The sequence below is a fragment of the Pseudomonas sp. KH_027 genome, from assembly GCF_057838565.1.
Genome location: NZ_CM174470.1, coordinates 4,580,645 through 4,603,056, shown reverse-complemented (window position 1 = coordinate 4,603,056; position 22,412 = coordinate 4,580,645). Strand labels below are relative to the sequence as shown.

Below are 22,412 nucleotides of genomic sequence, written 5' to 3'. Positions count from 1 at the left end.
ATCGACGTCAGGCCTTGCGCCACACGCTGGCCAGCCATGGCTGTTGCTCGCGCGGCAAACCCGCTGGCCGGTAATAGTGTTCCAGTTCCTCGAAGCCCGCGGCCGTCAGGTTGCGCCGCCAGCTCGGCAGGTCGTGGTAGGTGCCGTAGCGCTCGCCATTCCAGCCTTCCTGATTATCGCCACGCGGGTTGGAGCTGAACAGCACGCCGCCCGGTTTCAGCGTGGCATGCAGCTGCCGCAGCACCCGCGGCAGTTCCTGGCTCGGCACATGGAACAGCACGGCATTGGCGAATACGCCGTCGAAGCGTGCAGCCGGCAGATCGAGCGCCAGGAAGTCCTGCTGCCAAACCTCGCAGCCGCTGTCGGCGCGTGCCATTTCGACGAAACGCGCCGAGCCATCCAGCCCGACAGCCGCATGGCCAAGACCGGTGAACACCTTGAGGTCGCGCCCCGGCCCACAGCCAAAGTCGAGCAGGGTAAACGGCGGCTCGCCCTCGATATGCCGCAGCAACGCGGCGATGTTCTGGCTTACGTCGTGATCGCGGGTGCCCGCGCGAAAGTCCTCGGCGCATTCGTTGTAGTGCTCGAGGGTGAGGGCGGTGATGTGGGCGAGGTCGTCGGCAGAGAGTTTCATCGGGATAGGGGCTTGGCGTTCAGGGGCGTGGAGTTGGAAACGTCATCCTACCCTCATCCCGTGCGGTATTCGCAGCCGGCTCGTAGTTGCCTCCCGGCGCCGAGTGCTTGCCGTCATTCAGCATCCTGCGGCCCGTAGATACTCACGCCGCGCTCGGCGATGACTCCGCGCAGCCAGCGGTGGCCGTCGCCGGTTCGAACGGAGCCTGGTTCAGCGACTGGCGGATCAGGCCTGAGTGAGGTTGTCGGGGGCATGGCCGCTCTCGTCTGATCGCAGGTCGTTTCAGGCATGAAGGCTTCGCTGTGCGGGTGTGTGCGGTCGGGTTTTAATATTCCTAAAAAGAATTAAAAACTAACAAACAATTCTTTTTAGGATTATGTATTTTTCATTACTGTTCGCCTCGTCGACAGCGGACAGCCGCACTGACCCGCACCAAGGAAGTATAAACGTCGACCAACGTCAGCTTGCCGCCGCACCAGCGCGCCCTCCCTTGCAGTGTCGGAAACAATCCAAAAAAGAACTGCATCTGGAGTAAGAGCATGAACACATCCCCCCTGGCACTGGCCATCGCGTTCGGCATCCTGGCCCAACAGGCCAGCGCGGCCGGTTTTATCGAAGACAGCAAGGCCAGCCTCGGCCTGCGCAACTTCTACATCAACACCGACAACCGTAACGTCGCCCGCGACAACAAGCCCGCGACCACGCCGAACAAGCAGGAAGAGTGGGGCCAGGGTTTCATCTTCACCTACAACTCGGGCTACACCCAAGGCACCGTCGGCGTCGGTGTCGATGCCCTGGGCTTGCTCGGGGTCAAGCTGGATTCCGGCAAGGGCACGCATTACAACCCGACCAGCAGCGCTTACAGCGGCACGGTGTTCCCGACCCAGAGTAATGGCGAGGCGGTGGACAACTTCAGCCACCTCGGCCTGACCGGCAAAGTGAAAATCTCCAAGACCGAAGCGCGTCTCGGCACACTGCAGCCAAAGCTGCCGGTGGTGACCTTCAATGATGGCCGCCTGTTGCCGCAGACCTTCGAAGGCAGCCAGGTCACCTCCAACGAGATCGACAACCTGACCCTGATCGGCGGCCAGCTGGAGCATGCCAAAGGCCGTAGCTCGAGCAACAGCGACAGCCTCTCGATCGGCGGCGCGAACAACGCCAGAACCGGTCAATTCAGCAACGCCTTCTACTACGCCGGGGCCGACTACACACTCAGCAAGGACCTGCTGGCGCAGTACTACTACGGCAACCTGGACGACTTCTACCGGCAGCATTTCCTCGGCCTGACCCACATCCTGGCCCTGCCGGTGGGCAGCCTGAAGTCCGACCTGCGCTACTTCAACAGCAGCGCCGATGGCAAGAACAGCAGCCAGGCCGGCCGGGCCGAGGGCTACAAAAGCAGTGGTTTCTGGAAGACCGGCGACAGCCACAGCGGCGAAGTCGACAACAACACCTGGAGCGGCTTGTTCACCTACAGCCTGGGCAGCCACGCGCTCAGCGCCGGCTACCAGCAAGTCTCCGGCGACAGCAACTTCCCCTACCTCGACCAGGGCGACGGCGCCACGGCGTACCTGATTACCGACCGGCAGATCGGCAAGTTCGCCCGCGCGGGCGAGCGAACCTGGCTGACCGAGTACGGCTATGACTTCAGCAAGGCCGGTGCTCCGGGCCTGAAAGCCATCATCACCTACCTCAAGGGCGACAACATCGACTCGAAGACCGGCGACCAGTCCGAGTGGGAGCGCGACTTCCGCCTGGATTACGCCGTGCAGGGCGGGGCTTTCAAAGGCGTGGGCTTCTCCTGGCGCAATGCCGCGCTGCGCAGCAGTGTCGCCACCCAGAACGACCAGGACGAAAACCGCCTGATCGTCAGCTACACCTTGCCGCTACTTTAAGTTTTCTTGAGTCGAGTTTCCCGCCGGGCCCATGGGCCCGGTTTTTTGTGCCTGCGGTTTGTTGGTTTTGAGGCGGTTATCGCGCGGGCAGTCCCGGTGTAGGTTGGTGCTGAGCCCTAGACGATGCCCAACAAGGAGTCGCTTAGCGGCTCCCGCTACTCGGTTCTGAACGTGAAAGCCGGGTCTTCTTAGCCGATGACTCCGATTACTCACTGGATTCCCGCCTGCGCGGGAGTGACGGGTATAGAGCGTCGTCATCCCTGCGTAGGCGGGAATCCAATCGAGTTCGAGACCGGACCGAGCACCGGGGGTCGCGGGGCGACTCCATGTTGGGCATCACTGCGTTCAGCACCAACCTACATTTGCACCAACCTGCGGTAGGCACAACCCAACAAAAAGCCCGGAGCAAGGCCGGGCTTTTGTATTGCGGGTGGGCTGTTACTGCCCGCTGTAGACCTGGTCGAACACACCGCCATCGTTGAAGTGGGTCTTCTGGATGAGCGGCCATTCGCCGAAGGTTTTCACCACCGGCAGAAACTCGACTTTCGGGAAACGGTCGGCGAACTCGGCGAGGATCATCGGGTTGCGCGGGCGCAGGTAGTTGTTGCCGGCGATGCGCTGACCTTCGTCGGACCAGAGGTATTTCAAGTAAGCCTCGGCTTCTTTGCGCGTGCCTTTTTTATCGACCACTTTGTCGACCACGGTCACCGGCGGCTCGGCTTCGGCGGAGACGCTGGGGTAGACCACTTCGAAGCCGCCACGGCCAAACTCGCGGGCGATCATTTCCGCTTCGTTCTCGAAGGTCACCAGCACGTCGCCGATCTGGTTCTGGATAAAGGTGGTGGTCGCCGCACGGCCGCCGGTGTCCAGCACCGGCGCTTGCTTGAACAGTTTGCCAACGAACTCGCGGGCGGCGTGCTCATCGCCGCCCTGCTTGAGCACATAGCCCCAGGCGGAGAGGTAGGTATAACGGCCGTTACCAGAGGTCTTCGGGTTCGGCACCACCACCTCGACACCGCTTTTCAGCAGGTCCGGCCAGTCGTGCAGGTTCTTCGGGTTGCCTTTGCGCACGATGAACACGGTGGCCGAGGTGAACGGCGCGCTGTTGTCCGGCAGGCGCGTGGCCCAGTTCTCCGGGACCAACTTGCCGTTGTCATGCAGGGCGTTGATGTCGGTGGCCATGTTCATGGTGATCACGTCGGCTTGCAGGCCATCGATCACCGCACGGGCCTGTTTGCTTGAACCGCCATGGGACATCTGGATGCTCAGGTCTTTGCCGCCTTCGGCTTGCCAATGCTTCTGGAAGGCCGCGTTGTAGTCCTTGTAGAAGTCGCGCATCACGTCATAGGAAACGTTCAGCAAGGTGGCCGCCTGCACGCTGGAGGCCAGTGCCAGGCTGGCCGCCAGCAGTGAGGTGGTGAGTAGTCGCTTCATCGAAAAGTCCTTGTCCTGAGTCCTGGGTTCGGGAGTAAACGGGCGAACTATAAAAGCCTTTTGTTATTCGTATAAAGAATAATTGATTACTTGCTTATATCTTTTTATTGGATGCCGGGTGCCAGCGGTAGAGGTTCCCAGCGCCGGGGTTGTACCGCTTAATATTCTTTAAAAGCATAAATAAATTGTTATTTATTCTTTTTAATTTGTTCTGCATCTCAGCATAGTGAGCCCACGCAACGACTCACCTCAGGAGCAGAACCATGGGCCTCAGACTCGGCGACATCGCCCCCGACTTCGAACAAGACTCTAGTGAAGGCCGCATTCGTTTTCACGAGTGGCTGGGCAATAGCTGGGGCGTGCTGTTTTCCCATCCAGCGGATTTTACCCCGGTGTGCACCACCGAACTGGGCTTCACCGCCAAGTTGAAAGGGCAGTTCGCCGAGCGTGGGGTCAAGGTCATCGCACTGTCGGTCGACCCGGTTGACTCGCACCTGAAGTGGATCGAGGACATCAATGAAACCCAGAACACCACGGTCAACTTCCCGATCATCGCCGACGCCGACCGCAAGGTCTCCGGCCTCTATGACCTGATCCATCCGAACGCCAACGACACCCTGACCGTACGTTCGCTGTTCGTCATCGACCCGAACAAAAAGGTGCGCTTGACCATTACTTATCCGGCCAGCACCGGGCGCAATTTCAACGAGATCCTGCGGGTGATCGACTCCCTGCAATTGACCGAAAACTACAAGGTTGCCACCCCGGCCAACTGGCAGGACGGTGATGAGGTGGTGATCGTGCCTTCGCTCAAGGACGAAGACGAAATCAAGCAGCGCTTCCCGCAAGGCTATCGCGTGGTCAAACCCTACTTGCGCCTCACCCCGCAGCCGAATCGTTGATCGCCGAGAAGTCGCCCGAGCCCGCTTGAGCCTGGGCGCCGTGAGTGGCGTCCAGCAACAGGTCGGGAAGCAAAGGAGTAAGTCATGTTGGTGGTTTCATTGGGCGGTAGCCCCAGCCAGAGATCCCGCAGCGGAATCTTGTTGGAGCGCTCGCGGCGCTGGTTGCAGACGCGCGGAGTCGAAGTGGTGGCGTACACGGTTCGTGATTTTGCCGCCGAAGACGTGTTGCACGCGCGTTTCGACAGCCCGCAGATCGTTGCGCTGATCGAGCATATCGCCGTTGCCGACGGGGTGTTGATCGCCACGCCAGTGTACAAGGCCTCCTTTTCCGGGGTGCTGAAGGTGCTGCTCGATCTGCTGCCGGAGCGGGCGCTGAGCCACAAGGTGGTGCTGCCTTTTTCCACCGGTGGCAGCAAGGCACACATGCTGGCGGTGGATTACGCATTGCGGCCGGTGCTGACCGCGTTGAAAGCGCAGGAAGTGCTGCATGGTGTGTTCGTCGACGACAGCCAGATCGCCTACGGCGAAGGTGAGGCGGCGCAATTGGCCGCCAGCCTGGAACAACGTCTGGACGAGTCGCTGGAGCAGTTTGTCAGCGCCATGGCGCGGCGGCCTCGGCCGATTGGCCCGAATGTATTGAATGACCGTTTGCTCGCGGCCAACTGGAGTATTTGAAACACCGAATACGACTTTTTGTAGGGGCGGTCCATGGCCGCGAAAACGCCAACGGCAAAAGCATCGCCGCCATGGGCAGCTCCTACGCAAAACCGCTTTACCCCGTACTCAACCCAGCCTTACTCGCCCGCCAACGGGCCAGCAGGCGCACCACTACTTAGAGCAAAGGAGAGCGCCATGCGCACTGTCACTTTGCGTCGAAGCCTGGTCGCCCTGTTTGTCGCGGCCATCTCTTTCGGCGCCATTACCCAAGCACAAGCCGAAACCCTGCGGATCGGTTATCAGAAATACGGCACTTTGGTGCTGCTCAAGGCCAAGGGCTCGTTGGAAAAGCGTCTGGCCGAGCAGGGCGTCGAGGTGAAGTGGACCGAGTTCCCCGGCGGCCCACAGTTGCTCGAAGGCCTCAACGTCGGCTCGATCGACTTTGGTGTGACGGGCGAAACCCCGCCGGTGTTCGCCCAAGCCGCTGGCGCCGATCTGCTGTACGTGGCCTACGAACCGCCAGCGCCGCACAGCGAAGCGATCCTGGTGCCCAAGGGTTCGCCGATCACCTCGGTACAGAACCTCAAAGGCAAGAAAGTCGCGTTGAACAAAGGTTCCAACGTGCACTACCTGCTGGTGCGTGCGCTGGAAGATGCCGGCTTGAAATACAGCGATATCCAACCGATATTCCTGCCCCCGGCCGATGCCCGCGCCGCCTTCGAGCGTGGCAGCGTCGATGCCTGGGTCATCTGGGACCCCTTCCAGGCCGCCGCCGAGCAGCAACTGCAGGCACGCACCCTGCGCGATGGCCAGGGCCTGGTCGACAACCACCAGTTCTACCTGGCGACCAAACCCTATGCGCAGAAAAACCCCAAGGTCATCAGCGCGCTGATCGAGGAAGTTCGCGCCGTTGGCGTGGACTCGAAAGCCGACCCTGAAGCCGTCACCGAGCAGGTTGCGCCGCTGCTGGGCCTGTCCAAAGAAATCACCCTGACCGCGGTGAAACGCCAGGGCTATGGCGCGCAACTCCTCACCCCGGCAGTCGTGCAGGCACAGCAGAAAATCGCCGACAGCTTTTACCAGCTCAAGCTGATTCCCAAACCGTTGAGCATCAAGGACGTGATCTGGACGCCGCCTTTGAAGCTGGCCAGCCAAGCCCAGTAAACGCATGTGCTGAACCCTCTCCCGCTGGGAGGGGGTCACGAATACCAAGGAGACAACTCCCATGAGCCTGAATATGTTCTGGTTTCTGCCCACCCACGGCGACGGCCACTACCTGGGCACCGCCGAGGGCGCCCGCGCGGTCGATCACGGCTACCTGCAACAGATCGCCCAGGCGGCTGACCGTCTCGGTTTCGGTGGCGTGCTGATCCCGACGGGCCGGTCCTGCGAAGACTCCTGGCTGGTTGCAGCGTCGCTGATTGCGGTGACGCAGAATCTGAAATTCCTCGTCGCCCTGCGCCCCGGCATCATCTCGCCGACCGTCGCGGCACGGCAGGCGGCGACTCTGGATCGGCTCTCCAATGGCCGCGCGTTGTTCAACCTGGTGACCGGTGGCGACCCGGATGAACTGGCCGGCGATGGCCTGTTTCTCAGCCATGAAGAGCGCTACGAGGCCGCGGTCGAGTTCACCCGTATCTGGCGTCGGGTGCTGGAAGGCGAGACCGTCGATTACACCGGCAAGCACATCAGCGTGCAGGGCGCCAAGTTGCTCTACCCGCCGATTCAGCAACCGCGTCCGTCGTTGTATTTCGGTGGTTCCTCGGATGCCGCGCAGGATCTGGCCGCCGAGCAGGTCGAGCTGTGCCTGACCTGGGGCGAACCGCCCGCCGCCGTCACCGAAAAGATCGCTCAAGTCCGCGAGAAGGCCGCCAGGCACGGGCGTACCGTGCGCTTCGGGATTCGTCTGCATGTGATCGTGCGTGAGACCAATGAAGAGGCCTGGCAGGCTGCCGAGCGGCTGATCTCGCACGTCGATGACGAGACCATTGCCCGCGCCCAAGCTTCCCTGGCGCGCTTCGACTCGGTCGGCCAGCAGCGCATGGCCGCCCTGCACGGCGGCAGCCGCGACAACCTGGAAGTCAGCCCCAACCTCTGGGCCGGTGTCGGCCTGGTGCGCGGTGGCGCGGGTACGGCGCTGGTCGGCGATGGCCCGACGGTGGCGGCGCGGGTCAAGGAGTACGCGGCGCTGGGTATCGACACCTTCATCTTCTCTGGCTATCCGCACCTGGAAGAATCCTATCGGGTCGCCGAGCTGTTGTTTCCGCATCTGGATGTGGCACGTCCGCAAGTACCGGAGGCCCGTGGTTACGTCAGCCCGTTCGGCGAGATGGTGGCCAACGCTGCTCCACCGGAAAGAAAGCTGCCCAAAGCAGCGTCGCAGAGCTGATATGAACCCTGTAGGCGCGGGCCTGAGCCCCACATGGATGTGGGAAATGCGGCAAGCCGTAGGGAACGGCTGCTGCCCCGCGAAAGACAAACATATCGCGGGCATGGCCCGCTCCTACGCGAGATTTGGCAGGACTGGAAATGACGAAAACCTACGTGAATAGTTTGGCCCTGCGTCTCGCGCCCTGGGCCCTGCCGCTGGCCTTGCTCAGCCTCTGGCAGTTGGCGGTGGTCGCCGGCTGGCTGTCGACGCGCATCCTGCCGGCGCCGAGTGCGGTGATCGAGGCCGGGGTGGCGCTGCTGCGCAGTGGCGAGATCTGGCAGCACCTGGCGATCAGCGGCTGGCGCGCCGCGATCGGTTTCAGCATCGGCGGCGGCATCGGGCTGATCCTGGGCTTTGTCACCGGCCTGTCGACGTGGGGCGAGCGCTTGCTCGACAGCTCGGTGCAGATGATCCGCAACGTGCCGCACCTGGCGCTGATCCCGCTGGTGATCCTGTGGTTCGGCATCGACGAGTCGGCGAAGATTTTTCTGGTTGCCCTCGGCACGGTGTTCCCGATTTACCTGAATACCTACCACGGCATCCGCAACGTCGACCCGGCTCTGGTGGAAATGGCCCGTAGCTACGGCCTGTCCGGCTTCGCGCTGTTCCGCCAGGTGATCCTGCCCGGCGCCTTGCCGTCGATCCTGGTCGGCGTGCGCTTCGCCCTCGGGTTCATGTGGCTGACGCTGATCGTCGCGGAGACCATTTCCGCCAGCGCCGGCATCGGTTACCTGGCGATGAATGCCCGCGAGTTCCTACAGACCGACGTGGTGGTGCTGGCGATTCTGCTCTACGCGGTGCTCGGCAAGTTGGCCGATCTCGCCGCACGCGGTCTGGAGCGGGTCTGGTTGCGCTGGCACCCGGCCTATCAAGTGGTCAAAGGCGGTGCGGCATGACGGCGTTCAATCCACCGCAACAGTTGAAGCGCGGTATTCCCCTGGCGGTGCGTGGTTTGCACAAGCGTTTTGGTCGCCGCGAGGTGCTGCAGAACATCGACCTGCTGTTTCCGGCCGGTCAGTTCGTCGCCGTGGTGGGCCGTAGTGGCTGCGGCAAGAGCACATTGCTGCGTCTGTTGGCGGGGCTCGACTCACCCAGCGGTGGCGCGCTGCTGGCCGGTTCTGCGCCGCTCAGCGATTCCCGCGAAGACACCCGGCTGATGTTCCAGGACGCGCGCCTGCTGCCCTGGAAGCGGGTTATCGACAACGTCGGCCTCGGCCTGCGCGGCGACTGGCGTGAGCGGGCACTGGCGGCGCTGCAAGCGGTCGGCCTGGCCGAGCGCGCCTACGAGTGGCCAGCGGCGCTGTCCGGCGGGCAGAAGCAGCGGGTGGCGCTGGCCCGCGCCCTGATTCACCAGCCGCGCCTGTTGCTGCTGGATGAGCCGCTCGGCGCGCTGGATGCCTTGACCCGCATCGAGATGCAGCAACTGATCGAAGGCCTCTGGCAACAGCATGGCTTCACCGTTTTGCTGGTCACCCATGACGTCAGCGAGGCGGTGGCGATTGCCGATCGGGTGATCCTGATCGAAGACGGCCAGGTCGGCCTCGATCTGCCGGTCAGCTTGCCGCGCCCTCGGGCCCGTGGCTCGGCGCGCCTGGCCGCACTGGAAGCCGAAGTGCTCAGCCGCGTGCTCGCGCAAGCGCCGACGCCGCAGCCGCCCGAACCTGTTTCACCGCTGCCCACGCAATTGCGTTGGGCGCTTTAGAACGCTGTTTCAACATTCCCGGAATGCATCCGGATTACCGACCCAGGAGAAACACCATGACCATCAAAGCCATCAACGTTCGTAACCAGTTCAAGGGCACCATCAAGGAAATCGTGCTGGGCGACGTGCTGTCGGAGATCGACGTCCAGACCGCTTCCGGCATCGTCACCTCGGTGATCACCACCCGCTCGGTGAAAGAGTTGGAGCTGGGCGTCGGCAGTGAAGTGATCGCCTTCGTCAAATCCACCGAGGTATCGATCGCCAAGCTCTGAGAGACGGCTGGGCTCAGTCCGGCAGGGTGATGAGCCCGGCCGGTTGCGGGCGGCCGAACAGGTAGCCTTGAGCCAGGTCGCAGCCCAGCTCCCGGAGGAGCTCGGCCTGCGCCGGTTGCTCGATGCCTTCTGCCAGCACTTTCAGCCCCAAGCTTTGGCCCAGGGAAACGACGGAGCGGGCAATCGCCACATCGTCCTGATCGGTGGGCAAGCCGCGAACAAAACTCTGATCCAGCTTGAGTTTGTGCACCGGCATGCGCTTGAGCCGCGCCAGTGAGGAATAGCCGGTACCGAAGTCGTCGATGGCCAGGCGCACGCCGAGTGCGCACAAGCGCTGCATCAGCTCCAGGGCCGCATCCGGATTATCCATTACCGCGCTTTCGGTAATTTCCAGCTCCAGGTAGCCGGGTTCCAGGCCGGTCTCCGCCAGTACGCGCATGACCTGCGTATCCAGTTGGCCGCGGCTGAACAGGCGGCTGGAGACGTTCACCGCGATAAACTCCAGGTGCAACCCCTGTTGCTGCCAGAGGCGCATTTGTCGGCAGGCCTGCAGCAGTACCCAGGCGTCGATGGCGCCGATCAGGCCGCTTTCTTCGGCAATCGGGATGAACTCGCCCGGTGGCACCAGCCCGCGCTGCGGGTGCTGCCAGCGCACCAACGACTCGACCCCGACCAACCGACCGTCGTTCAGGTTGTAGATCGGCTGGTAATAAACCCGCAGCTGTTCCTGCTCCAGAGCCTGGTGCAACTGTGCGCTGAGCTCGACGCGTTGCCGGGCCAGGGTGGTCAGTTCCTGGCTGTAGAAGGCGTAGGTTTCGCGGCCGCTGTTCTTCGCTTTGAACAGCGCCGAGTCGGCATTGCGCAGTACCTGCTCGACAGTCTGGGCGTCGCCGGGGAACAGGCTGAGGCCGATGCTGGCGGCGATGAACAGTTCCTGACCCTCGATGTTGAACGGTTGACGCAGCACCGCCAGTTGTCGCTCGGCGATGGCGGCGGCGTGTGCTGGCTGCTGGCAGTCCTCGCACAACAGGCCGAACTCATCGCCACCCAGGCGCGCCAGGGTCATGCCCGCTTGTAGCTGTGTCTGCAAGCGTTCGCCGGCCTGCTTCAAGAGCTGGTCGCCGGCGCTATGGCCGAGGCTTTCGTTGATGTGCTTGAAGTGGTCGAGGTCGATCAGCAGCACGGCGCCACCCTGTTTGTCGCGCCGCCCTTGTTCCAGTGCGCGGGTGATGCGCTCGCTGAACAGCAGACGGTTGGGCAGGTTGCTCAGCGGGTCATGGTGAGCCAGGTGATCCAGTTCATGCTGCGAGCGCTTGAGCGCGCTGATGTCGGAAAAGACCGCGACATAGTGGCTGATGCGAGCTTGTTCATCGTGAATCACGCGGATGCACTGCCACTGCGGATAAACCTCGCCATCCTTGCGCCGGTTCCACACCTCGCCGCTCCAACTCCCGTGGTTCAGCAGGCTCTGCCACATCTGTCGATAGAAGGTCTGGTCATGGCGTCCGGATTTGAGCAGTCGCGGCGTGTCGCCGAGGATCTCGCTTTGTTGATAGCCGGTGATGCGGGAAAACGCCGGATTGACATGGCTGATGCGCATCTGTGCATCGGTCACCAACACGCCTTCCTGGGTGGATTCGAAAACCGCCGCCGCCTGACGCAGACGCTGCATATTGTTCCGCATGGCGGACAATGCCCGGTCTTGCTGACGATCATGGTTGCGTAGGATCAGGTGCAGGAGTAGTCCGCTGAACAGCACGAAACCCAGCCCCTTGGCCAGTTGCAGGCGTTCCAGTTGGGTGATGCCAAGGCCCATTTCGCTCAGCAGGTAGTCGCTGACGAGTATCCAGAGGCTGGCGCAGACCAGGTAGATGAAGGTGAGCAGCAGGGCGCGGCGGTAAATAGTCATGCAAGAGAGGGCTTTGAATTCGTCACGGACAGTATGGATGCGCGGCAGTGGAACATATTTTGATCTAAAAGACGGACTGGTTTTCTCGGTGCGCTCGGTGATAATGCGCCGTGGCTTGTCAGACAAGCCGTGAGTTCATTACCCCGAGGTAGCGTTTTCTATGTGGTACAACGGTTTTCTCGACCTGTCGGCCTGGCAAGTGCTGGTGGTCACCCTGCTGATGACGCACGTGACCATCGTCGCCGTCACCGTCTACCTGCACCGCTACTCGGCGCACCGCGCGCTGGAGCTGCACCCGGCACTCAAGCATTTCTTCCGTTTCTGGCTGTGGCTGACTACTGGCCAGAACACCCGCGAGTGGACGGCGATCCACCGCAAGCACCACGCCAAATGCGAGACCGTCGATGACCCGCACAGCCCGGTGATCAAAGGCCTGTCCACCGTGTTGCGCACCGGCGCCGAGCTGTATCGCGCGGAAGCGGAAAACCCCGAGACCCTGCGTATCTACGGCAAGAACTGCCCCGAAGACTGGATCGAACGTAACCTTTATTCGCGCTTCCCAATGGGTGGCGTTGCGTTGATGGCCATCATTGACCTGGCCTTGTTCGGTGCACTCGGCATCACCGTCTGGGCGGTGCAGATGATGTGGATTCCGGTGTGGGCCGCCGGTGTGATCAACGGTCTGGGCCATGCGGTCGGCTATCGCAATTTCGAATGCCGCGACGCCGCCACCAACCTGCTGCCGTGGGGCATCCTCATCGGCGGCGAAGAGCTGCACAACAACCATCACACCTACCCGAACTCGGCCAAGTTGTCGGTCAAGAAGTGGGAGTTCGATATGGGCTGGGCTTGGATTCAGCTGTTCAGCTTCCTGCGCCTGGCCAAGGTGCAGCGGGTCGCGCCGATTGCCCACCGGGTTGCCGGCAAGGGCAGCCTGGACATGGACACCGCCATGGCGATCCTCAACAACCGCTTTCAGATCATGGCGCAGTACCGCAAATTGGTGATCGCGCCGCTGGTCAAACAGGAGCTGGCAAAAGCCGACGCTTCGGTTCGCCATCAGTTCCACCGCGCCAAACGCCTGCTCTCGCGCGAGACCAGCCTGCTGGATGACAAGCACCATGCGCGCATCCAGGTCATGCTCGAGCAAAGCCAGGCGCTCAAGGTGATTTACGAGAAGCGCCTGGCGCTGCAGCACATCTGGGCGAAAACCAGTGCCAATGGCCACGATATGCTCGAAGCGATCAAAGTCTGGGTACACGAGGCCGAGGCCAGCGGCATCCAGTCGCTGCGAGATTTCGCCGAGCAATTGAAAACCTATTCGCTGCGCCCGGCGACCCTGGCTTAAGCTTTCAGCTCACGCTCAAAAGCCCGCCGTTCGGCGGGCTTTTTTTTGCGCATGTATTGGGCGCAGTATGCTGCAGTCGTCGCCGATGTATTCAGACAGAAAGGACATCTAATGGACGAGCAGACTCCTCTATCGCCAGAGCTGGAGGCTCTGACCTTGGCTTTGCTGCATAGCCGCAGCGAGGTCGAGCGCCTGGGCGAGCGCGAGCAGCTGTTCAGTTCCCTGCTCGACAGCGTCAACGCGGTGCTTTGGGCTTTCGATTGGCAGGCGCAGCGGATCATCTATGTCAGCCCGGCTTACGAGCGAGTCTTTGGCCGCTCCGCCGGATTACTGCTGGCCGACTACGGCGAGTGGCTCAACAGCATCTATCCCGACGATGTCGAACACGCTGCCGCGAGCTTCGCCGAAGTGCTGATCAAGGGCGCGGTCGAAGTCCGCGAATACCGGATTTTTCGCGCAGACGGGCAACTGCGCTGGCTCAGCGATAAATGCTTCATCAGCCGCCAGGCCGAAGCCGGAAAGCCCTTGATCGTGGTCGGCATTGCCGAAGACATCACTGAAAAGAAGCAGCTGGAGGGGGAGTTGCAACGGCTGGCGACCACCGATGTGCTGACGCAAAGCAGCAACCGCCGGTATTTCTTCGAGTGCGCCCAATCAGAGTTCGAGCAGGCCAGCAAGGCGGCGGGGCCGTTGGCCTTCCTGCTGCTGGATGTCGACAACTTCAAGCAGATCAACGACACCTACGGCCACCAGATGGGCGACGTGGTGCTGCAGCGAATTGCCCACTGCAGTACCGCTGCGCTCAGGCGCGGCGACCTGTTCGGGCGCATTGGCGGCGAGGAGTTCGCCGCCCTGTTCCCTTGCTGTGCACCGGAGTTGGCGCTGCAGATTGCCGAGCGTCTGCAGCGGGAAATCCAGCGGCTGACGTTCAGCTACGATGGTGCCGTGTTCGGCGTCACCGTCAGCCAGGGGCTGACCAGCCTGCAGCGCAATGACGCCACCCTCGATGCGCTGTTCGCCCGGGCCGATGCGGCTATGTACCAGGCCAAACGGCAAGGCAAGAATCAGATAGTCGCAGGCTGACGCTGGTGGGGTCGGTCAGGTTCCCGATTTGATCTTGGTCCAGGCCCGGGTCCGGGCGCGTTCGGCTGCACGTGGCAAGGGTTCCAGAATATAGAGGCGAGTCCGTGCCTCGGCGGTCGGGTAGAGGTTGGGGTTGTTGCGGATCGCTGCCGTGACCAGCCCGGTGGCGTCCTTGTTCGGATTCGGATAGCCGACGAGGTCACTGATCGGTGCGATCACCTCGGGTTTTAACAGGTAATTGATGAAGGCGTGGGCGTCCTCGGGGTTCTTCGCGCCTTTGGGAATGGCCAGCATGTCAAACCAGATCGGCGCGCCTTCCTTGGGCTGGCGCATGTCCACCACCACGCCGTTGCCTGCCTCCTTGGCGCGGTTGGCGAACTGGTAGAAGCTGCCGGAGTAGCCGACGGCCACGCAGATGTCGCCGTTGGCGATGTCGGTCATGTACTTCGAGGAGTGGAAGTAGGTGATGTATGGACGGATCTTCAGCATCAGCGCTTCGGCTTTCTCGTAGTCCTTCGGCTCTTTGCTGTTCGGCGGCAGGCCCAGGTAGTGCAGGGCCAGCGGCATGATCTCCGACGGCGAGTCGAGCAGGGCCACGCCGCATTTCTTCAGTTTGCTGATGTTCTCTTCCTTGAAGATCAGGTCCCAGCTGTCCACCGGCGCGTTGTCGCCGAGCACGGCCTTGACCTTGGCCGGGTTGAAACCGATCAGCACGGTGCCGTACATGTAGGGAACCGCGTGCTTGTTGCCGGGGTCGGTGGCTTCCAGCAGCTTCATCAGTTCCGGGTCGAGGTGTTGCCAGTTGGGCAGCTTGCTGCGGTCCAGTTCCTGGAAGACGTCGGCCTGGATCTGTTTGGCGAGGAACATATTGAACGGCACCACCACGTCGTAGCCGGAGTTGCCGGTGAGCAGCTTGGCCTCCAGCGCTTCGTTGGTGTCGAAGATGTCGTAGATCAGCTGGGTCTGGGTGTCCTGCTTGAAGTTCTTCAGGGTTTCCGGGGTGATGTAGTCCGACCAGTTGTAGACGCGCAAGGTGCGTTCTTCGGCCTGGGCGGCCGTGGCGATGAGGGTAGAACCCAGGGCGGTGTATCCGATCAATCGTATGAGCGCATTCATTTTAGTGTCCTTATTGAGTGATGGCGGAACGCTTGAAAGTCTTTAGAGATGTTCTGAGACAGTCGCCCTGACTTTTCAGAACACGCCGGGTCCGCGACAAGCGCGAGCTCGGTTAACGCGAAGCAAAGGTTTGTGTCTTTGCTTCGCGGGTGACGCCTCCCTGTGCCGCGGCAAGCGCTGGCTTCTTCAGCGCTTGCCGGGCTCGACATCGGTAGTCAGCGCTGTTGCGGTGCCGGCTGCTGCTGGGTGATGCAGTGGATATTGCCGCCGCCGAGGAGGATTTCTCGGCCCGGCACCAGCACCACTTCATGGGTGGGAAACAGGCGCTGCAGGATGGCCTTGGCCTCGGCATCTTTCGGGTCGTCGAAGCTCGGCGCGATGATGCCGCCGTTGACGATCAGGAAGTTGACGTAGGAACCGGCCAGGCGCACCGATGGATCGCGCTCCTGGGTACCGGCCACCAGGTCGACGCCCGCGCACTCCTCATCGGTGGCATACAGCGGCCCGGGAATCGGCATTTTGTGCACGATCAGGCTGCGGCCCTTGGCATCCTTGGCGCTTTCCAGCACACGCATGGCGGCCTGGCAGCGGGAGTAGTTGGGGTTCTGCTCGTCGTCGGTCCAGGCCAGCAGCACTTCGCCCGGGCGCACATAGCAGCAGAAGTTGTCGACGTGACCGTCGGTTTCGTCGTTGAACAGGCCATCGGGCAGCCAGATCACCGTGTCGATCGCCAGATGCTCGCGCAACACCGTTTCGATCTCTTCGCGGCCCAGGTGCGGGTTGCGGTTGCGGTTGAGCAGGCATTCCTCGGTGGTGATCAGCGTGCCTTCGCCATCCACGTGGATGGAGCCGCCTTCCAGCACGAAGCCTTCGGTGCGATAGCGCGGGCTGCCTTCGATCTCGAGGATCTTGCGCGCCACCTGATCGTCGCGCTGCCACGGCGCATACAGGCCGCCGTCGAAGCCACCCCAGGCGTTGAAGGCCCAGTCCACGCCGCGTACTTCGCCTTGCCCGTTGGTCACGAAGGTCGGCCCGGTGTCGCGGACCCAGGCGTCGTCGGTGGTGATTTCGACCAGGCGGATAGTGCTGTCATCGAGTCGGGCGCGGGCATTTTCGTATTGCCCGGCGCTGACGCAGACCGTCACCGGTTCGAAGCGGGCGATGGCCTTGGCCACGGCGCTGAAGGCGGCTTGCGCCGGCTTGCCGCCGAGGCGCCAGTTGTCCGGCCGCTCGGGCCAGACCATCCAGGTCTGGCTGTGTGCTTCCCATTCGGCCGGCATGCGGAAGCCGTCGGCGCGTGGGGTGGTGTTCAGGGTCGTCATTGCAAATACCTTAGGTGGACACCCGTGGGAGGGGCTTTGGCCGTAATAACGCTATCACGGCTAAAGCCCCTCCCACAGAGACAGTTGTTTCCACAAAAAACCAGTCGACTTCATCCCTTCTTGTCTAGCCGAAGATCGGAAGATCGCCATCAGGCTCAGGACTCCAGCGCGCCATCCAGGGTCTTGATCGGCCCGTAGAGGTTCGGCCGGCGATCGCGGAAGCTGCCCCAGGCGCTGCGGATATGCTCCAGCTGGTCGAGGTCGAACTTGTGTACCAGCACGCCTTCTTCGGTTTCGTTCAGTTCTTCGACTTTCTCGCCGAACTGGTTGGCGATAAACGACGAGCCGTAGAAGGTGATGTCGTAGCCATCCTGCGCTTCGTTGCCGATGCGATTGGAGGCGATCAGCGGCATCAGGTTGGCGCCGGCGTGGCCTTGCTGCACGCGCTGCCAGTGGTCGCGCGAGCTGATGCTCTTGTCATGCGGCTCGCTGCCGATGGCGGTCGGGTAGAAGAGGATTTCCGCACCGAGCAGCGCCATGCTGCGCGCGCACTCGGGGAACCACTGGTCCCAGCAGATGCCGACGCCGATCTTGGCGTAGCGGGTCTGCCAGACCTTGAAGCCGGTGTCGCCCGGGTTGAAGTAGTACTTCTCGTGGTAGCCGGGGCCGTCCGGGATATGGCTCTTGCGGTAGATGCCGAGGTTGCTGCCGTCGGCGTCGATGATCGCGATGCTGTTGAAGCGCGCGCGCCCGGCCAGCTCGAAGAAGCTGATCGGCAGCACCACTTGCAGTTCCTTGGCGACTTTCTGGAAGTGCGCAATGGCTTCGTTGGCGTCCTGGCGGGTGGCCAGTTGCAGGTAGTCCGGATTCGGTTTCTGGCAGAAATACGGGGTTTCGAACAGTTCCTGGATCAGGATGATCTGCGCGCCCTTGGCGGCGGCTTGACGCACCAGTTTCTCGGCGTTGGCGATGTTCGCCGCGCGATCCCAGGAACAAGCCATCTGCGTGGCGGCGACGGTGACGATACGGGACATGGAGCACCTCGTAGGAGTGATGACAGCTTGGGTCTGTGCACGGGGCATCTGACGCTAGCAGAGCGCTGTGGCAATGCCGTGTCGGCAGACGAGCGTCAGCCGTGCGGTTGCTGACTTTATAGTCGATAAAAATCCGCTTTTGAAGCTTATTTTTTCTATCGAAAGATATTTTCCGATATAAATACCGATAAATATCTGCTTATTGCGTCTGCAACTTGCGCATGGGCAGGCACGGCGGCAGGTACAGGCTGAGATAGACATCGAACACGCGCATGCCTTCCTCGGCGAGGCGGGGGGTGATCTCGCCGTGCAGTTGCACCGAGCGCGCATAGACCCGGTCACTGAGCTCCAGCGCCAGGGCGAATACGTCGATTTCCGCCGGCAGCAGCGGCAGCGGGAAGTGCCGGTCGAACAGTGCGTGCAGCAGGTGGCCGAGCTCGATGTCGTGCTGGCGGTCGGCCTGGGTGACTTCGCTCAGGCCGTGTTGCGCGAGGATCAGCTGGCGGGCGGCGGCGTCGCTGGCATAGATCGCCAGCATGCGTTGTTCGACCAGCCGCGAGAGGTCGCGCCAGTCGCGCAGCGTGCTGTGCTCGATTGGCTGCTGCAGGCAGGCGCGAAAGGCCGCGTGCACGTCGGCGGTGAGGGCTTCGAGGATTGCCGGCACGCTGGCGAAAAAGTGATAGACCGAGGACGGTGGCATCTGCGCACGCTCGGCGACGCTGTAGATCGACAGGCCGGCGACCCCGTCTTCGGCCAGCAAGGCGCGGGCGGCGGCGAGTATCCCGGCGATCCGGGCTTGGCTGCTGGCGCGTGGTTTGCGGGCGGTGGCGGGGCGCTGCATGGGGCTCTCCTCGGCATGGGAGGCGCTATTGGACGCCAGCCGGTAGGCCGCTAGCAAGTCGGCCTGCGCGCGGCTGATTCAGCTGCCGTTGCGAAAGCGTTCCCACACCTGGTCGCGCACCGGGACGAGCTTGTCCGGCAGAGACTCCAGCGCCGCCAGGCGGCGCTTGGTGGCGCGATCCGGGTAGAGTCCGGGCTGGTCGCGCAGCGCCGGGTCGAGAAACTCCTTGGCGTCGGCGTTGCCACTGGGGAAGAGGGTTTCGGTGGTGATCAGCGCGGCTACCTTGGGCTGCATCAGGTAGTCGATGAAGCGGTGCGCGAGGTCGGCCCGGCGCGCGCTGCTGGGGATCACCAGGTTATCGATAAACAGCACCGAACCTTCCTCCGGCACGATAAAACGCACGGGTTGGCCGGCCGCGGCGGCGCCCAGTGCATCGCCGACCCAGGCCAGCACCACGCAGAGCCGACCCTGCTTCAAATCTTCGATATAGCGTTCGCTGTCGACATATTTGAGGTGCGGGCGCAGTTCATCGAGAACGCTGCCGGCCCGTTTGACCTGCTTCGGCGCGCTATGGGCCAGGCTGCGGCCCTGATAAGTCATGAGCACGGAGAGCACTTCATCCGGGGCATCCAGCACGCTCATGCCGCAACTGGCCAGGCGCGCGCTTTGTGCCGGGTCGAACAACAGGCTCCAGCTTTCGGGCAGTGGGCCACCGAAAGCCTGTTCCGCCAGCTGGGTATTCACCGCCAGGCCGACGGCGCCCCACAGGTAGGGGACCGCATAGCGGTTGCGCGGGTCGACTGCCGCGAGCTTGCTCAACAGTTGCTTGTCCAGGTGCTGACGATTGGGTAGCCGGCTCATATCCAGCGGCTGCAGGCGCCCGGCTTTGATCAGCGCGGGCAGGTTGTCATGGGATGGCACGGCAATATCGATGGACTCGCCGCTGGCCAGGGCTTCATCCAGTTCTTCGGCGGTGCTGTAGGTGCGGTAGTCGACATGGATACCGGTTTCTTGCTCGAAATCGACCAACACCTGCGGCGCAATGTAGTCGTTCCAGTTGTAGACGACGATCTCCTCGGCAGAGGTTGCCAGTGGGCAGATCAGCAGAGGGGCCAAGGCGAATAGCAGCGGGGCGAGAAAACGGGGCATGACGACCGTCCTTAAGTGTCGGTTCACAGCATGTGCAGCACCCTCCGGCACTGCGGATGAGTTCCATCTATCCAAGCTGAGCGGCACTTTGCGGGCCTGATGCTTGTTCATCGTGCCGAGGTGTCCGGCGTTTGACGCGCGACCGCACAAAGCGGTGCTCGGCCGCTAAAGGCGGAGCGAAGAATCCTTTGCGTCTTGCAGATAAAACGACGCCGGCTCAAGGCCGGCGTCGGGTGCTACTTACACGGTGTGCAGATACCAGTTGTACTCGAGGTCGGAGATCGAGTTCTCGAACTCGGCCAGCTCGCTTTCCTTGCAGGCGACGAAGACATCGATGTATTTCGGGTCGATGTAGCGCGCCAGGATCTCGCTGTCGTCCAGCTCGCGCAGGGCATCGCGCAGGTTGTTCGGCAGGCTCTGCTCATTCTGCTCGTAGGAGTTGCCTTCTACCGGTGCATTGGGCTCGATCTTGTTGGTCAGGCCGTGGTGCACGCCGGCCAGTACCGAAGCCAGCAGCAGATAGGGGTTGGCGTCGGCGCCGGCGACCCGGTGTTCGATCCGCACGGCATCCGCCGTATCGTTCGGCACGCGCAGGGCGACGGTGCGGTTGTCGATGCCCCAGCACGGCGAGTTCGGCACATAGAACTGTGCGCCGAAACGGCGGTAGGAATTGACGTTGGGGCACAGGAAGGCCATCGATGCCGCCATGGTCTCCAGCACACCACCGATGGCATGGCGCAAGGGGGCGTTCTGCTCGGGATCTTCGCAGGCGAAGATATTCTTGCCGTCCTTGTCCAGAATCGAAATGTGCACGTGCAGACCGTTACCCGCTTGATTCGGGTACGGCTTGGCCATGAAGGTCGTGTCCATCTCGTGGTCGTAGGCGATGTTCTTCACCAGACGCTTGAGCAGCAAGGCGTAGTCGCAGGCCTTGATCGGGTCAGCCACGTGGTGCAGGTTGACTTCGAATTGTGCCGGGGCGCTTTCCTTGACGATGGCGTCGGCTGGAATGCCTTGCTCCTTGGCGCCTTCGAGGATGTCCTGCAGGCATTCGGCGTATTCGTCCAGATCGTCGATCAAATACACCTGGGTGGAGTGCGGACGTTTGCCCGACAAGGGCGAGAGTGGCGGCTGTGGTCGGCCGTTCACGTTCGCTTGGTCGATCAGGTAAAACTCGAGTTCAAACGCGGCACAGATAGTAAGGCCCAGTTCGTCGAACTTCGCGACCACCTGCCGCAACACTTCCCGTGGATCGGCAAAGAACGGCTCGCCTTCCAGTTCGTGCATGGTCATCAACAGCTGCGCGGTTGGGCGCTTCTGCCAAGGTTCATTGCACAGGGTGTTGGGGATGGGGTAGCAGATACGGTCGGCATCGCCGATATCCAGACCCAGACCGGTGCTTTCCACTGTCGAGCCGTTGATATCCAAGGCGAATAAAGAAGCCGGGAGATTGATGCCACGTTCGTAAACCTTATGCAGGCTCGCACGCTCGATGCGCTTGCCGCGCACCACTCCATTCATATCTGCAATGAGAAGGTCGACGAACAGGACCTCAGGATGTTCCTTAAGGAACGCGTTCGCTTCGTTAAGCTGAACGGCACGCGGGGGTACCGACATGATGCAACACCTTTATTGTTAAAAATATCAATCATTCGACTGATGGGGTGTGAGTCAATCTTAAACGCCTCACACTGTCAATAGTGCCACATTTTGCCCTGAAAAAGGGCGTGATGGCCGTTTTTAGGGCGTTGCAGGGCACTGTAAACCCAGTCGCGGCCTTGGCCGGCGCGGTGCCCAGCGCCGCGTGTTAAATTATTTACATCACTATTGTGTAAAAAAATGAACAAGGCTAAGCTCGTTTCAAACCCATAACAGCAATAAAACGGGTGTCCCATGTCGCGCCTGCCGTTAATCGGCGTTACCGCCTGCTCCAAGCAGATCGGCCTCCACCTCCACCATATGGCGGGTGACAAATACGTTCGGGCAGTGGCTGTCGGAGCCGGTGGCCTGCCGCTGATCATTCCGTCGCTGGCTGAGTTGATTGACCAGCCCTCTCTACTAGAAAGTCTAGACGGCTTGCTGTTCACCGGCTCGCCATCTAACGTCGAACCTCATCATTACCAAGGCCCGGCCAGTGCGCCAGGTACGCAACACGACCCCGAGCGTGACCGCACCACCTTGCCGCTGATCCGTGCGGCAGTGGCCGCCGGTGTGCCGCTGCTCGGTATCTGCCGTGGCTTCCAGGAAATAAACGTAGCCTTTGGCGGCAGCCTGCACCAGAACGTGCATGAGGTCGGCCCCTTCATGGACCACCGCGAGCCGCAGAACGAGCCGCTGGAAGTTCAATACGCACCAAGCCATCCGCTGCTGGTGCAGCCGGGTGGTGTGCTCGCCGGCCTCGGCTTGCCGGACGAGATTCATGTCAATTCGATTCATGGCCAGGGCGTTGAACGTCTGGCGCCGGGCCTGCGTGTTGAGGCTTTGGCTCCTGACGGACTGATCGAGTCCTTCTCGGTCGAGGGAGCCAAGAGCTTTGCCCTCGGGGTGCAATGGCACCCGGAGTGGCAAGTACGCTCGAATCCCGATTACCTCGTCATCTTCCAGGCATTTGGTGATGCCTGCCGCAAGCGGGCGAGTCAACGCTGAGCTTAGCTATAACAGTTGAGCTCTCAACCCCCCCCTG

General features: G+C 61.9%; 20 protein-coding genes. 11 read left to right on the top strand and 9 right to left on the bottom strand.

The window, feature by feature from the left end:
- Nucleotides 1–7: 7 nt before the first annotated feature.
- Nucleotides 8–634 (bottom strand): class I SAM-dependent methyltransferase, encoded by a 627-nt coding sequence (locus AC3IYG_RS21575; protein WP_489311512.1) that lies wholly within the window; start codon nucleotides 632–634, stop codon nucleotides 8–10.
- 539 nt (nucleotides 635–1,173) lie between these two features.
- Between AC3IYG_RS21575 and AC3IYG_RS21570 the strand changes: the two genes are divergently transcribed.
- On the top strand, nucleotides 1,174–2,529 hold the full coding sequence (locus AC3IYG_RS21570; protein WP_489311511.1) for an OprD family porin: 1,356 nt from the start codon (nucleotides 1,174–1,176) through the stop codon (nucleotides 2,527–2,529).
- A gap of 438 nt (nucleotides 2,530–2,967) precedes the next feature.
- On the opposite strand, the gene AC3IYG_RS21565 is transcribed toward AC3IYG_RS21570, so the two are convergent.
- On the bottom strand, nucleotides 2,968–3,963 hold the full coding sequence (locus AC3IYG_RS21565) for a sulfate ABC transporter substrate-binding protein (RefSeq protein ID WP_489311510.1): 996 nt from the start codon (nucleotides 3,961–3,963) through the stop codon (nucleotides 2,968–2,970).
- A 263-nt stretch (nucleotides 3,964–4,226) separates the two neighbouring features.
- On the opposite strand from AC3IYG_RS21565, the gene AC3IYG_RS21560 reads away from it, so the two are divergent.
- From AC3IYG_RS21560 to AC3IYG_RS21530, 7 genes are all read left to right on the top strand, one after another.
- A complete protein-coding gene (locus tag AC3IYG_RS21560; RefSeq protein ID WP_489311509.1) occupies nucleotides 4,227–4,865 on the top strand; it encodes a peroxiredoxin in 639 nt (212 codons plus the stop codon).
- Nucleotides 4,866–4,949: 84 nt separating this feature from the next.
- The gene (gene ssuE / locus AC3IYG_RS21555; RefSeq protein ID WP_489311508.1) at nucleotides 4,950–5,540 is read left to right on the top strand and encodes an NADPH-dependent FMN reductase; all 591 of its coding nucleotides are present in this window, start codon (nucleotides 4,950–4,952) and stop codon (nucleotides 5,538–5,540) included.
- Nucleotides 5,541–5,717: 177 nt separating this feature from the next.
- Nucleotides 5,718–6,686 (top strand): sulfonate ABC transporter substrate-binding protein, encoded by a 969-nt coding sequence (locus AC3IYG_RS21550; RefSeq protein ID WP_489311507.1) that lies wholly within the window; start codon nucleotides 5,718–5,720, stop codon nucleotides 6,684–6,686.
- A gap of 61 nt (nucleotides 6,687–6,747) precedes the next feature.
- Nucleotides 6,748–7,911, top strand: coding sequence for an FMNH2-dependent alkanesulfonate monooxygenase (ssuD, locus tag AC3IYG_RS21545; protein ID WP_489311506.1), 1,164 nt, complete (start codon nucleotides 6,748–6,750; stop codon nucleotides 7,909–7,911).
- Between the two features lie 140 nt (nucleotides 7,912–8,051).
- The gene (ssuC, locus tag AC3IYG_RS21540; protein WP_489311505.1) at nucleotides 8,052–8,849 is read left to right on the top strand and encodes an aliphatic sulfonate ABC transporter permease SsuC; all 798 of its coding nucleotides are present in this window, start codon (nucleotides 8,052–8,054) and stop codon (nucleotides 8,847–8,849) included.
- The gene (gene ssuB / locus AC3IYG_RS21535) at nucleotides 8,846–9,655 is read left to right on the top strand and encodes an aliphatic sulfonates ABC transporter ATP-binding protein (RefSeq protein WP_489311504.1); all 810 of its coding nucleotides are present in this window, start codon (nucleotides 8,846–8,848) and stop codon (nucleotides 9,653–9,655) included. Before ssuC ends, ssuB begins: the two co-directional genes overlap by 4 nt.
- Before the next feature lie 56 nt (nucleotides 9,656–9,711).
- Nucleotides 9,712–9,927 (top strand): TOBE domain-containing protein, encoded by a 216-nt coding sequence (locus AC3IYG_RS21530; RefSeq protein WP_056842174.1) that lies wholly within the window; start codon nucleotides 9,712–9,714, stop codon nucleotides 9,925–9,927.
- 13 nt (nucleotides 9,928–9,940) lie between these two features.
- Here AC3IYG_RS21530 and dibA read toward each other — a convergent pair whose 3' ends face one another.
- Complete coding sequence (dibA, locus tag AC3IYG_RS21525) at nucleotides 9,941–11,836, bottom strand: phosphodiesterase DibA (RefSeq protein ID WP_489311503.1); 1,896 nt, start codon at nucleotides 11,834–11,836, stop codon at nucleotides 9,941–9,943.
- A 160-nt stretch (nucleotides 11,837–11,996) separates the two neighbouring features.
- On the opposite strand from dibA, the gene desA reads away from it, so the two are divergent.
- On the top strand, nucleotides 11,997–13,184 hold the full coding sequence (gene desA / locus AC3IYG_RS21520) for a delta-9 fatty acid desaturase DesA (protein WP_489311502.1): 1,188 nt from the start codon (nucleotides 11,997–11,999) through the stop codon (nucleotides 13,182–13,184).
- Between the two features lie 111 nt (nucleotides 13,185–13,295).
- Entirely contained in the window at nucleotides 13,296–14,267 is a 972-nt protein-coding gene (locus AC3IYG_RS21515) for a GGDEF domain-containing protein (protein WP_489311501.1), read from the top strand.
- Nucleotides 14,268–14,282: 15 nt separating this feature from the next.
- Here the strand turns inward: AC3IYG_RS21515 and AC3IYG_RS21510 are convergent, their stop codons facing one another.
- From AC3IYG_RS21510 to AC3IYG_RS21485, 6 genes are all read right to left on the bottom strand, one after another.
- Entirely contained in the window at nucleotides 14,283–15,383 is a 1,101-nt protein-coding gene (locus tag AC3IYG_RS21510; RefSeq protein ID WP_489311500.1) for a polyamine ABC transporter substrate-binding protein, read from the bottom strand.
- 215 nt (nucleotides 15,384–15,598) lie between these two features.
- Nucleotides 15,599–16,705 carry an agmatine deiminase gene (gene aguA, locus AC3IYG_RS21505; protein ID WP_489311499.1) on the bottom strand — a complete coding sequence of 369 codons (1,107 nt, stop codon included), beginning with the start codon at nucleotides 16,703–16,705 and terminating at the stop codon, nucleotides 15,599–15,601.
- Between the two features lie 155 nt (nucleotides 16,706–16,860).
- A complete protein-coding gene (aguB, locus tag AC3IYG_RS21500; RefSeq protein WP_489311498.1) occupies nucleotides 16,861–17,739 on the bottom strand; it encodes an N-carbamoylputrescine amidase in 879 nt (292 codons plus the stop codon).
- Nucleotides 17,740–17,938: 199 nt separating this feature from the next.
- Nucleotides 17,939–18,580, bottom strand: a complete 642-nt coding sequence (locus tag AC3IYG_RS21495; RefSeq protein WP_489311497.1) for a TetR/AcrR family transcriptional regulator — start codon at nucleotides 18,578–18,580, stop codon at nucleotides 17,939–17,941.
- 78 nt (nucleotides 18,581–18,658) lie between these two features.
- Nucleotides 18,659–19,729: an extracellular solute-binding protein gene (locus AC3IYG_RS21490; protein WP_489311496.1), complete on the bottom strand. Its 1,071-nt coding sequence runs from the start codon at nucleotides 19,727–19,729 to the stop codon at nucleotides 18,659–18,661.
- Between the two features lie 240 nt (nucleotides 19,730–19,969).
- Nucleotides 19,970–21,346 (bottom strand): glutamine synthetase family protein, encoded by a 1,377-nt coding sequence (locus AC3IYG_RS21485; protein ID WP_489311495.1) that lies wholly within the window; start codon nucleotides 21,344–21,346, stop codon nucleotides 19,970–19,972.
- A 276-nt stretch (nucleotides 21,347–21,622) separates the two neighbouring features.
- Between AC3IYG_RS21485 and AC3IYG_RS21480 the strand changes: the two genes are divergently transcribed.
- On the top strand, nucleotides 21,623–22,375 hold the full coding sequence (locus AC3IYG_RS21480) for a gamma-glutamyl-gamma-aminobutyrate hydrolase family protein (protein ID WP_489311494.1): 753 nt from the start codon (nucleotides 21,623–21,625) through the stop codon (nucleotides 22,373–22,375).
- Nucleotides 22,376–22,412: the final 37 nt, after the last annotated feature.